The organism is Pedobacter sp. GW456-11-11-14-TSB4 (assembly GCF_059424425.1).
The window spans coordinates 624,441-637,377 of record NZ_JBWKZK010000001.1 but is presented as its reverse complement, the minus strand read 5'-3'; the positions used below and the strand labels follow the sequence as shown (position 1 = coordinate 637,377).

The 12,937-nt window shown below is 34.8% G+C and carries 6 protein-coding genes; all 6 read left to right on the top strand.

The window, feature by feature from the left end:
* Positions 1-62: 62 nt before the first annotated feature.
* Positions 63-1,472: a lytic transglycosylase domain-containing protein gene (locus tag AC07XU_RS02905; RefSeq protein WP_494942116.1), complete on the top strand. Its 1,410-nt coding sequence runs from the start codon at positions 63-65 to the stop codon at positions 1,470-1,472.
* Between the two features lie 438 nt (positions 1,473-1,910).
* Positions 1,911-4,226 (top strand): NADP-dependent malic enzyme, encoded by a 2,316-nt coding sequence (locus AC07XU_RS02900; RefSeq protein ID WP_494942115.1) that lies wholly within the window; start codon positions 1,911-1,913, stop codon positions 4,224-4,226.
* Positions 4,227-4,232: 6 nt separating this feature from the next.
* Positions 4,233-4,817: a Holliday junction branch migration protein RuvA gene (gene ruvA / locus AC07XU_RS02895; RefSeq protein ID WP_494942114.1), complete on the top strand. Its 585-nt coding sequence runs from the start codon at positions 4,233-4,235 to the stop codon at positions 4,815-4,817.
* A 10-nt stretch (positions 4,818-4,827) separates the two neighbouring features.
* A complete protein-coding gene (gene sov, locus AC07XU_RS02890) occupies positions 4,828-11,994 on the top strand; it encodes a T9SS outer membrane translocon Sov/SprA (protein WP_494942113.1) in 7,167 nt (2,388 codons plus the stop codon).
* A gap of 76 nt (positions 11,995-12,070) precedes the next feature.
* Positions 12,071-12,451 (top strand): glycine cleavage system protein GcvH, encoded by a 381-nt coding sequence (gene gcvH, locus AC07XU_RS02885; protein WP_494942112.1) that lies wholly within the window; start codon positions 12,071-12,073, stop codon positions 12,449-12,451.
* 3 nt (positions 12,452-12,454) lie between these two features.
* Entirely contained in the window at positions 12,455-12,862 is a 408-nt protein-coding gene (locus tag AC07XU_RS02880; protein ID WP_494942111.1) for a VanZ family protein, read from the top strand.
* Positions 12,863-12,937 lie beyond the last annotated feature (75 nt).

Below are 12,937 nucleotides of genomic sequence, written 5' to 3'. Positions count from 1 at the left end.
TGACGAGAAATCTTTTTCATCTCTTCACATGTCAATCGAAATAACGAAAATACAAACAGCCTATGAGAAGAATAATACTAACCACATTAAGTTTTCTTGCTTTTTTTACTACATCTGCTCAGATAGTTACCAAAACAGCACAGGCAGATACGATTTTAAAGCGAATAGCTCAAAACTCAACTCCAGATAGTGTACAGGCTCCTGTTGTTACTCAAGTTTTATTTTACAATCAAAATTTTCTGCATCAGCTGAGATTAGATTCTATTCAAAAAACTGTTCCGTTGAGCTACAATGAATATGTTCAAAATTTTATTGATGCTTTAGGTAAGCAGAAAAATAGAATGGGTCAAATGTTGGGCCTATCGGGATATTATTTTCCGATTTTCGAAAAAGCTTTAAAAGCCTACAATATACCAGAAGAAATTAAATATTTGCCAATTATAGAGTCTTCGATGAATCCTCATGCCATATCAAAAGTTGGTGCAACTGGCATGTGGCAATTTATGTTTAGTACTGCCAAAGCTTATGGCTTAAACATGGATAATTTTGAGGACGAGCGCAAAGATCCTATTCAAGCAAGTTACGCTGCAGCAGCATATTTTAGAGATGCTTATGATGAGCTGGGCGATTGGCTTTTGGCTATTGCAGCTTACAATTGCGGTAAAGGGAATGTAACTAGAGCCATTGCAAAGGCTGGTTCTAGAGATTTTTGGCAAATCCGTCAGTTTTTGCCAAAAGAAACTAGAGATTACGTACCTGCTTTTATTGCTGCCGTATATTTAATGAATTATCCAAATCAGCATGGTATTGCAACCAAAAATGCCGTAATTAACTTTAAAACAGATACGGTTCAGGTAAATCATTTTGTGGCATTGGCCGATGTTGCCAAAGCAATTAATTATGAGGAAGAAACATTAGCGGTTTTAAATCCATCGTATAAAAAAAGAATTGTTAACGGAACAGAACTTACGCCAAAAAGAATTATTTTACCCCAAGTTGCACAAATGGATTATACGCTATTGTATGATGTGCTAAACAATGATTTGGATGTTGAGAAAAATATCATTTTGGCATCTACCGATGATGTGAGGGATTTAAGAAAACTAGCCGCTGTTAGAAAAAAACCTATTGCGCAAAAAGCTCCTACGATACATAAAGTAAAAGCTGGTGAGAATTTAACACAGATTGCAGACCTTTATAAAATTGAAGTTCAGGATTTAAAAGTTTGGAATAATTTAAAAAGTAGCACAGTTATACCCGGACAGAACTTAAAAATACAAGGAAGTAAAGTTGCTTTAAGTAGTAAGCCAATTGAAAAACCAGATTTTGTAATGTACAAAGTTAAAGTTGGCGATACACTTTCTGGCATAGCCGAAAAATTTGAAGGAGCTACTGTATCGAGTATTAAAAAAGCTAATAATTTAACAAAAGTAACCTTGCAGCCAGGCATGGTGCTGAAGATTAAGAGCTGACTAAATCTACTTTAATGTTATTTTTTTTGGATTAGTAGTGTAACCAATTTCCATTTCCTGTAATTTAAATAATTGTTACTGCGCTTGCTTTGTTGTTAAGCCTGATAGTAGCGTAAATACTTTTTGCTGCCATAATAATCATCCGATGAATATGCAAATGCCCTTATATTCATCGGATGACTTTGTTTTTACCACAAAAAGATTGCAGCGATAGCAGGGCTGGAGTTTCCGATAATTTACTTGCTTTCACTTTCTAATTAATAAGATAAGCATTAGATGTAAAGAGGTAGGTTTTTGTAGTTCCTAATCGAAAAATATGTTATTTCTTAGCTTATATTTCTATTACAAGAGGTTTAGAAAATCGAAGTGCTTTTCTAATTCTTTAAATATAATTACTGAGTAAAAGTCGTAACTTTGCCCGTTACCAAAATGTATTTTATGAGTAAAACGAATAGAAAACAAGACGCTTTAGATTACCACTCGCAAGGGCGACCGGGCAAAATTCAGGTTGTACCTACTAAACCATATTCATCGCAAAGAGATTTAACATTGGCTTACTCGCCAGGTGTTGCTGAGCCTTGTTTAAAAATTGCTGATAACGTTGAAGATGTATACAAATACACAGCAAAAGGCAATTTAGTTGCTGTAATTAGTAATGGAACTGCAGTTTTAGGCTTAGGAGATATTGGTCCGGAGGCTGGAAAACCAGTAATGGAAGGTAAAGGTTTATTGTTTAAAATATTTGCTGATATTGATGTTTTTGACCTTGAGTTAGATACTAAGAATGTTGATGATTTTGTAAAAATTGTAAAAGCATTAGAACCAACTTTTGGTGGTGTAAACCTAGAAGATATTAAAGCACCTGAGTGTTTTGAAATTGAGCGCCGTTTAAAAGAGGAAATGAATATTCCGGTAATGCATGATGACCAACATGGTACAGCCATTATATCTGCTGCGGCATTACTAAACGCTTGCGATTTACAGAAGAAAAAAATAGATAAAGTTAAAATTGTAGTTAATGGCGCTGGTGCAGCTGCAATTTCTTGTTCTCGTTTGTACGTTTCTTTAGGAGCTAAAAAAGAGAATATTGTAATGTGCGATAGAACTGGTGTTATACGCCATGATAGAGATAATTTAGATGCAATTAAGAGAGAGTTTGCGACTACACGTAATTTAAATACTTTAGCAGAAGCAATGAAAGACTCTGATGTGTTCATCGGTTTATCATCTGCAGATTGCGTTACGGTAGAGATGCTAAAATCTATGGCTAAAAACCCAATTGTTTTTGCCATGGCTAATCCAAATCCGGAGATCGCTTATGATGTTGCCATCAGTTCTCGTAAGGATTTAATTATGGCTACTGGCCGTTCAGATTATCCTAACCAGGTAAATAACGTATTAGGTTTTCCGTATATTTTTAGAGGAGCTTTAGATGTAAGATCTACAAGTATTAACGAAGCAATGAAAATTGCAGCTGTTAAAGCGATTGCAGATTTGGCTAGAAAATCTGTTCCTGAAGCCGTTAACATGGCTTATAATGAGCGTAATATCAAATTTGGTAAAGAATACATTATTCCGAAGCCAATGGATTTTCGTTTAATGACCAATGTTTCTATGGCAGTTGCCAAGGCAGCTATAGAAAGTGGTGTTGCCCGTAAAATTATTACCGATTGGGATGCATATGCAGAAGAATTGAAACGCCGTTTAGGTATGGATGATTCTATTATGCGAGCTTTAACCAATAAAGCAAAATCTGCGCCTAAGCGTGTTGTTTTTGCAGAGGCTGATAATTATAAAATTTTAAAAGCAGCACAAATTGTTAAAGATGATAATATTGCCATTCCAATTTTATTGGGTAATAAAGAAATCATCCAACAAATTATAGAAGAAAACGGCTTAGAGCTAGAAGGAGTTGAAATTATTGAGACTGCTTTAGAGCCTGCAAGAATGAAAAAGTATGCTGAAGCTTTGTACCAAAAAAGACAACGCAGAGGGATTACTCTTTTTGAGGCTCAGAAGTTAATGCGTGATCGTAATTATTTTGGTGCTTCTATGGTAGAGTTTGGCGAAGCCGATGCCATGATTTCTGGCTTAACTAAAAACTATGTTTCTACCATAAAACCAGCTTTACAAGTAATTGGAACCGAAGCAGGTGTTAATCGTGTGGCAGGTATGTACATGATGATGACCCAAAAAGGGCCTGTGTTTTTTGGAGATACAACAGTAAATGTTGATCCAACTGCAGAAGAATTAGTAGATTTAACCTTATTGTTAGAAAAATCGGTTAGGAAATTCAACATACAACCGCGTATTGCTTTACTTTCTTACAGTAATTTTGGCTCTAATGAAGGTGTTGTGCCAGAAAAAGTTAGAAAGGCAGTACAAATATTGCACAATCAACATCCTGAAATTGTAGTTGATGGCGATATGCAAGGAAATTTTGCAATGAACAATTCGCTATTGAAAGAGAACTTTCCTTTTAGTAGCTTAGTAGACGCTCCTGCAAATACACTTGTCTTTCCTAATCTAGAATCGGGTAACATTGCCTATAAATTATTGCAAGAATTAGGTGGTGCAGAAGCGGTTGGTCCAATTTTATTAGGATTGAAAAAACCTGTTCATATTGTTCAGTTAGGAAGTTCGGTGAGAGAGATTGTAAATATGGTTACTATTGCAGTATTGGATGTACAAGGAAAAGAAGAGGCTGCAAATCCAAAAAGAAAAGGATTATTAAATAAATTAGCTAAAAAATAATAAATAATGTTTGCGTATATTGATGGGAAACTGACCTTTAAGTGTCCAACTTATGTAGTAGTAGAGGCTGGAGGTGTGGGTTATCACATCAATATATCGCTAAACACCTATTCTGCAATTGGTAATGCAGAGCGATGTAAAATTTACACATGGTTGCATGTTAAAGAAGATGCGCATACCCTTTATGGCTTTGCCGATGAAGGTGAACGAAGATTATTTCTACATTTGATATCAGTTTCTGGTATTGGGCCAACAACTTGTAGAATGATGTTATCTTCTATTACACCAGTTGAAATACAGAATGCCATTATACAGGCAGATGTGGCATTAATACAGCAAATTAAGGGTATTGGGGCAAAATCTGCTCAGCGGATTGTTTTAGAGTTACAAGACAAATTGAAAAAGGAAGGACCAGATTCCTTAATATCTATGCCTCTACACAATACTACACGAGATGAGGCGTTATCTGCGTTGATTATGCTAGGTTTTGGCAAACAAGTTGCAGACAAAGCATTGGATAATGCTATTAAAAAGGCCGACCAAGATTTAACGGTTGAGCAAATGATAAAAGTGGCTTTAAAAAATTTATAATAATTCGCGATTGAGAAACAAATTTACGCTAGTTGTACTTCTGCTGTTTATTTTTGCTGGTCGCGAAACCTTTGCTCAGGTAACTCCAACAAAAACAGGAACAGATACGCTTAAAAATTCCTTTAACGTCCGTGAGAAACAAGGTTTAGGCTTAAGAACAAATTCAAATCCCTTTTTAGGATTGCCAGATAATGTTAAACGTGTTGTAGAATATGATGCACAAAACAGACGCTACATTATTACTGAGCGCATTGGAGATCGGCTATTTTCTGCACCGCAATATTTAACCATAGAGCAATACTTGAGGTTGGTAAATAGTGAAGTTAAACGTGAAAATTGGCGTACGCTATCAAATGCCGAAATTAATGAAGTAAGGCAAACCGGAATTATTCCGCCAGTAAAAATTAATAGTAAAGCTTTCGAGAAAATATTTGGCGGCACAACTATAGATATACAGCCAAGGGGTGATGCAGAACTTACCTTTTTAGGGCGTATCAACAAAAACGAAAATCCGCTTTTCAACGAACGCCAACGTGTACAAAGTAATTTTGATTTTAATCAGCGTATCCAAATGGATGTGACCGGAAACATCGGTGAGAAGCTAAAAATTAAAATGAATTACAACACCGAGGCCCAATTTGATTTCGAAAACCAGATTAAATTGGATTATACAGGCAGTAAAGACGATATCATTAAAAAAATTGAGGCAGGTAATGTTAGCTTACCTCTAAATAGTACCTTAATTAATGGTACTCAAGCTTTATTTGGTATAAAAACACAAATGCAGTTTGGCAAGCTTGATGTTTCTACAGTTTTCAGTCAACAAAAATCTCAGTCTAGAGAACTGCAAATTAATAATGGTGCACAGCAAAATGAATATAGGGTTATAGGTAGCGATTACGAAGCAAATAAGCATTACTTTTTAGCAAAATACTTTAGAGATAATTACAATAGAGCATTGGCAAATCCACCAACGGTGCTCTCTGGCATACTGGTAACTAAAATAGAAGTTTGGATTACCAATAAAACAGGTAATACCCAAGATTCTAGAGATGTTTTGGGTTTTTTAGATTTAGGTGAAAATCAACCTTACAATACCGCACAAGTAACTGGAGGTGGATCAGTGCTTCCATCAGGCTTTACAAATCCAACTTTTCCTACTCAATCTAATAATTTATTAGCCAACTTGCCTGCAAGTGCTCGCCAAACTAATAGCAATGGTGTAATTTCTTATTTTGCAGCAAATGGAGCTACAGACAATTTTGCGAAATTAACCTATGCTAGAAAACTAACGGAGAGAGAATATACCTTTCAGCCTCAATTAGGTTACATTTCCTTAAATAATGCTTTAAATGCTGATGAAATTTTAACAGTTGCTTATCGCTATACTTTTAATGGTGCAGAGTATCAAGTAGGAGAATTTTCTACAGATGTAGCTTTCGATCAGGCGGTGCCGAATGTGTTATATACCAAATTATTAAAAAACGAAACGATTAAAACAAATTTGCCAACTTGGGATTTGATGATGAAAAACATTTACTCGATTGGTGGATATCAAATTAGTCCGCAAAATTTTAAGTTAGACATTTTTAGGATTGATGATAAAACTGGAGTAGAAACGCCTTTACTTAGAGAAGGATCTAGAACAGCGTTAAAACAATTTATATCCTTAACAAATTTAGATCAGCTCAATCAGCAGAAAGAGAAAAAGCCAGATGGTATTTTCGATTTTGAGGCAGAAAATAAACCATTTGTAAGCACACAACAGCAATATCAAAGTAGTTTGCCTAATACAAATACTTTAAATAGCTCAAACGCAAACATTATAATTAACAATACCAATAACGGTTACGTTACTATAGATCCATTAAATGGTAGAGTAATTTTTCCATTAATTGAGCCATTTGGTAAAGATTTGGCCGACAAATTTAGCTTACCTGGAGAGCAACCTTTGGCTGATAAATATACTTATCCAGAGTTGTATGATTCTACCAAAGTAGTTGCACAACAGCTTTTTGCTAAAAAAGATTTATACATCATCAAGGGTGCCTATCAATCAGAAATTGCATCAGAGTTTTCATTAAATTCGATCAATGTAACCGAAGGCTCTGTTAAAGTTTTTGCAGGTACAATTCCTTTGCAGGAAGGAGCAGATTATACTGTAGATTACCAAGGGGGTAGAGTTAAAATTGTAAATACAGCAGTGCTGATTTCTGGTCAGCCGATTAGAATTACTACTGAAAATAACGAGTTATTTGGCTTACAGCAACGATCTCTTTTTGGGGCCAGATTTGATTATCGGGTAAATCCTAAACTAACTTTAGGTGGTACTTTCATGAACTTATCAGAAAAGCCACTTACTCAAAAAGTTAATTATCGCGAAGAGCCAATTTCGAATACCATTTTTGGTTTCGATGCAAATTATAGTTCACCATCAAGGTTTTTAACCAAATTGGTTGATAAAATCCCTTTTATCTCTACTAAAGCACCATCAAGCATCAGCTTTGCTGGCGAATATGCAAAGTTAGTTCCTGGGCATCCTAGTGCTATAAATTCTGGTGTTGATAAAGGTGGAGCGAGTTATTTAGATGATTTTGAAGCTTCACGTTCTATCGTAGATTTAAAAAGTGCTATTCCTTGGCAAATATCTAATACGCCACAATTTTTTCCAGAATCTCAATTGATAGATGATCTAGCTTATGGTTACAATAGAGCAAAATTGGCATTTTATAATATCGATCCTATCTTTTATAATCAGAGTTCTTCAGACCTTCCATCGAGTTTAAGAAACAATAGAAATGAGCTTTCTAATCACTATGTGAGAGAAATATTAGAGCAAGAAGTTTTTCCTTTTAAAGAGATAGCCAGCGGACAGCAAATTAATTTGCCAACTTTAGATTTGGCTTATTACCCGATGTTACGTGGTCCTTATAATTACACTACTACTGGTTTTGCTAATAATGGTTTTTTAAATAATCCTAGATCACGTTGGGGTGGTATTTCTAGGCGTGTAGATATTAATGATTTTGAAGCTAACAATATCGAATACATCGAACTTTGGATGATGGATCCTTTCATGTATAAACCAGCTTCACAGGGTGGAGATTTATATTTTAACATCGGTAACATCTCTGAAGATATTTTAAAAGATGGAAGAAAATCTTTAGAAAACGGTTTGCCTGCAGATGAAGATCCTAGCAAATATGATGAAACTAGTTGGGGTAGGGTAACCAAATTACAACCAGTAATACAAGCTTTTGATAATAATCCGGCAGCCAGAAGAGCACAAGATGTAGGTTTAGATGGCTTATCTAATGCAAATGAAAAAGCAAAATTTGCAGCGTTAATTAGTCAGATTACAGCACAATTAAATCCAGATGCTGCTTTGGCTTTTGGTAACGATCCATCGTCTGATGACTACTCATATTTTAGAGGTGGCAATTTAGACAATACAAATGCTGGAATTTTAGAACGTTATAAAAACTTTAACGGCCCAGAGGGAAACTCTAAAACCTCTCAGCAATCTTTAGATGAATTGGGTTTACAAAACTCTGCATCAACTGCTTTGCCAGATGGTGAGGATATCAACAGAGATAACAATATGACACAATCTGATGAATATTTTCAGTATAAAATATCCATGAGACCATCAGATTTAATTGTTGGACAAAATTTTGTAACCGATAAAGTGGTAACTCCTGTTAGATTGGCAAATGGACAAACCCAAAATGCAACGTGGTATCAAATCAGAATTCCATTAGCACAATACCAACAAAAAATAGGTAATATCCAAGATTTTAAATCAATAAGATTTGTGAGGATGTTTATGACAAATTTCGCCGATACTGCAATTTTAAGGTTTGCCAAAGTACAGTTTGTAAGAGGAGATTGGCGCCAATTTAATGCTAAAAATGAATCTATAAACGTAATTGCAGATCAATCTTTACTTCCGGCTACGCCAGATAACTCTACTATAGAAGTGGCAACGGTAAATATTGAAGAAAATGGTAAACGTTCACCAATTCCATACGTTGTGCCTCCAGGGATTGTTAGAGAAAGAGATTTTAGCAATTTTAGAGGAGATACCCGTCAGAACGAGCAGTCACTTTCTGTAATTGTAAAAAGTTTAAGAGATGGATATGGAAGAGCTGCTTTCAAAACTGCCATAAACGATTTTAGATCTTACAAACGTTTAGAAATGTTTGTCCATTTAGAAGACTTGCCAAACAATGATCCTTTGGATGACTATGAATTGCAAGCATTTTTAAGAATTGGTACAGATAATTTAGATAACTATTACGAATACAATCAGCCTTTAAAAGTTACACAACCATTTACAAGCGATCCGGCAGCAATTTGGCCAGATGAAAATAAAATGGATATTGAACTTGAACTTTTTCAAAAGGCTAAAACAGCAAGAAATCAAGCTCGTACAAGTGGAGGTTTGCCATGGCCAATTAATGTTCCGTTTACCTACACCGATGGTAGAAATACAATTGTGGTAAAAGGGCAACCAGATATGAGTAAGGTAAGAATTTACATGTTGGGTATTAAAAATCCATTGCGTAATCCTGCTTCGCCTGCTGGAGATGATGGATTGGATAAAAGTGCAATGGTTTGGTTTAATGAGCTGCGTTTAACTGAGTTTGATGAGCGTGGTGGTTGGGCAGCTACAGCAAGAATGAATGCGAAATTAGCAGATTTTGCCGATTTAAATATTTCAGGAAGTAAATCTACAATCGGTTTTGGTTCATTAGAAAAGAAAGTGAGCGAACGTAATCGTGCAGATAACGAATTTATCGATGTATCATCAAGTATTGAGTTAGGTAAATTTTTGCCACAAAAATCAGGCATTAAAATACCAATGTATGTGAGTTATTCTAAACAGGTAGCTACACCACAATTTGACCCTCGTACACCTGATATCGAATTAAAAAATGCATTGGCAAACGCATCTAAAGCTCAACGAGATTCTATTTTGAACTTCGCCCAAGATTATACTACTAGAAACAGCATTAACTTTACAAATGTTCGTAAAGAGAGAACCAACCCAGATAAAAAGGTACAGTTATGGGATATAGAAAACTTTAATTTTTCTTATGCACAAACTAAATTCGATCATCGCGATTTTATCAATGAGCGAAGCATACAACGCAATTATCGTGGTTCGATAGCTTATAATTACGCTCGTACGCCTAAAAACTACATGCCTTTTGATAAAATTATCAAATCTAATACCTTAAAACTATTAAAAGATTTTAACATCACTTTAATGCCAAGTGCCATTAATTTTAGGTTAGATGTTGATCGTTTTTATGCAGAGAATACCTTAAGGAATAATGATCCAAATAATTTCCTGCCTATCAATACTACCTTCAATAAAAACTTTCTGGTATCGAGAGTTTATGGTATAGCTTGGGATTTAACCAACTCTTTAAGTTTAGATTTTGATGCAACAAACTACTCAATTATTGATGAGCCAGATGGCAGGATTGAAGGTTTAAAAAGAGATACGCTTTGGCAAAATCTAAAAACTTTGGGCAGAACAACAGATTACAATCACAACTTAAATGTGAGATATAATTTGCCAATTGGTAAAATTCCGGGGATGGATTGGTTAACTGTAGCAACCATTTACGGTACTAATTTTAATTGGCAAACCGAGCCGCTTTCTACCTTAAGAGATCCGAGTATTAATTTGGGTAACACCATACAAAACTCTAGAACTATACAAGTAAACCCTACTTTATCGTTAACTAAACTTTATAATAAATTTGGGTTCATTCGTAAAAGCATTAACAAAGCAGATTCAACATCAACGTTTTCTGATATGCTTTTGGGCTTATTAACCAGTGTTAAAAATGTAAATGTGGCATTTACACAAACCAAAGGAACTTTCTTGCCAGGATATTTACCTAGAACCAAATATTTTGGGGTTGATGATGTAACTGGGGCACCAGGTTTAGGGTTTGTTTTTGGTAGTCAACGAGATATAAGAGATATGGCATTTAACAGCGGTTGGCTAACCACAGATGAATTACAAACTCAATTATACATTAATACATTACGAGAAGATTTTCAATTAACAGGCACAATTGAACCATTAAGAGATTTTAAAATTACGTTAAGCGCCGTAAGAAATCAAACATTAAATTACTCAACAAATTTTAGGTATGATAACAGCATCAATACTTTTAGAAATTTAAGCCCGACTACAACTGGTGATTATAGCGTTTCGATTATCAGTCTAAGAACTGCTTTCAAAGATAAAAATGGAAGTACGGTTTCATCGTTGTTTAATGAGTTTATGGCGAATAGACCAACCATTTCTAATAGATTGGGTGCGCAAAATCCAAATTCATCGGGTAATGCAAACGGATTTGCCGATGGTTATGATAAGAGCTCTCAAGATGTAATCATTTCTTCATTTCTGGCTGCTTATACTGGCAAAAAGGCAAACTCATCAAGTTTAAATAGCTTACCTAAAATACCACTCCCTAACTGGAGAATAACGTACGGTGGTTTATCGAAAATTCCTTTTATAGCCGATCGACTTTCAGAATTGAGCTTGAGACACGGTTATCGTTCTACCTATAGTGTAAATGGATTTAATAGCTTAATCAAATACCAAGAAACCAATGGCTTTGTATCTAGTAGAGATGTAAATCAGAATTTTTTACCTTTTTATCAGTTTGCTCAAGCCAACATTTCAGAACAGTTTGCCCCATTAATTGGAATTGATACGAGGTTGAAGAACAATCTTACGGCAAATTTTGAGATCAATAAAACCAGAATTATGGCTTTAAGTTTGGCAAATAGCCAGTTGGCACAATTGTCAGAAAATAACTTGGTTTTTGGCTTAGGCTATCGAACTACAAAATTCCGTTTTCCTTTTGGTTTGTTTAGTAATCTAAAATTAGATAACAATATGGATTTCAAACTTGATGTTTCTGTTAGAGATAATAAGACTGTAATTTACAGAGCAGATATAGAAGAAGCAGAAGTATCATCAGGAGCAAAAAATATCACTTTAAGACCAAGTGTAGATTATGTTTTAAACCAACGTTTTAATGTTCGGTTGTTTTATGATTCGAATATTACAAAACCTTATACATCGCAATCATTTAATACTTCCTTTAGCAATTTTGGGTTTAGTTTGAGAATGACACTAAATTAGTAATTGTTATAGCGCAGTTTAATAATTATCTTTGCGCAACAAATATTAACTAATAAGATTTATAAAATATATTACAATGAATTTTCCATCAGAATTAAAGTACACAAAAGACCACGAGTGGGTTAGAGTAGAAGGAAACGAAGCCTTTATCGGTATTACCGATTTCGCACAACGTGAATTAGGTGATATTGTTTATTTAGATATCAATACCGTTGGCGAAGAAGTAGAGCAAGAAAAAGAATTTGGAACAGTTGAAGCTGTAAAAACGGTATCTGATTTATTTATGCCTGTAACTGCAACTGTTTTAGAAGTTAATTCTGCGCTAAATGATAACCCAGAATTAGTAAATTCTGATCCATATGGCGAAGGCTGGATGGTAAAAGTTACTTTAAGCGATGCTGCTCAAGTTGATGCACTATTAAGTGCTGATGATTACAAAGCATTAGTTGGTGCTTAATTGATGAAAATTTATGAAGCACTAAAATCACAGCGTTGGTCTATAGTTTGGGCTGTTGTTATTTTAGTGCTTTGCAATATTAAAATGCCAGAAAGCGATAGCTCTTCTGGTTTTTTCTTCGAAGGTTTTGATAAAATGGCCCATTTAGGCTTTTTTTATGTGCTTACTGTTTTGCTGTTTTATGGTAAAATCAATTATCAGCACAACTTTAGTTTCAGGTCATTAACCATATTTAAAATTATTCTGATATCAGCTATTTTGGGTGGTTCAATAGAATTCATGCAATGGAAACTATTTACCTATCGCTCTGCAGAATGGTGGGATTTTGGATGTGATATGATTGGTTGTTTAATGGGTGTTTTTAGCTATGCATTACTTCACTTATCAAACTATAATGAGAAGAGGGTTTAATCTAATATTAATTTTTTTTATGGTGTTAATCCTAAGTTCATGCGGATTGTTTAAACCATCCTGCCATTGTCCGAA